Source organism: Vibrio sp. 2033, from assembly GCF_033339735.1.
The window spans coordinates 1-519 of sequence record NZ_JAWOVC010000831.1; the positions used below are offsets into that span (position 1 = coordinate 1).

Below are 519 nucleotides of genomic sequence, written 5' to 3' on the forward strand. Positions count from 1 at the left end.
TCATTACTGAGCCTTTTTCCATTAATTATCGACGTTGTCGTTACAGCTTTTTGATAAACCGACTTTCAACTTCGATAGTGAATTCGTTGCTCTTATCGGTGAGTATAAACTGAATTGTGGTGATCGCAGAGTTTAGCTTGTCAGGATCGGCACCAAGGCTCATTGGCAAGTTCAACACTTCCCCTGGCTCAACTTGAATTGTTTGTTTGCCGTACCAACTCACATCGTTCAATCCTTTTACATCCAGATTGTATTCTTGGACTTGTTGAGTTTTGTTGATCACTTTTAGGGTGTAGGTGTTTTCTACTTCGCCAGCGCTGTTCACGCGGAACAGTTGGTTACGGTCGCGAATCACGCTCATGCCTGCAGGATCGACGGCGGCGATTTGAGCGAAGAACAGACCAATCATCACCAAGAGTACCGCGCCGTAGCCCAGTAGCTTAGGTCGCATCACTTTGGTGTGTTTGCCCGATAGACGGTGTTCAGTGGTGTAGCTGATTAAGCCTTTTTCGTAGCCCA

Annotated in this window: 1 protein-coding gene; it reads right to left on the bottom strand. The window is 46.2% G+C overall.

All coding sequences use genetic code 11. The features are described 5' to 3' along the window. Positions 1 to 40: 40 nt before the first annotated feature. Positions 41 to 519, bottom strand: a 479-nt coding sequence (locus R7P74_RS29345; RefSeq protein WP_318124258.1) for a FixG Ig-like domain-containing protein, incomplete at its 5' end; no start/stop codon positions are given.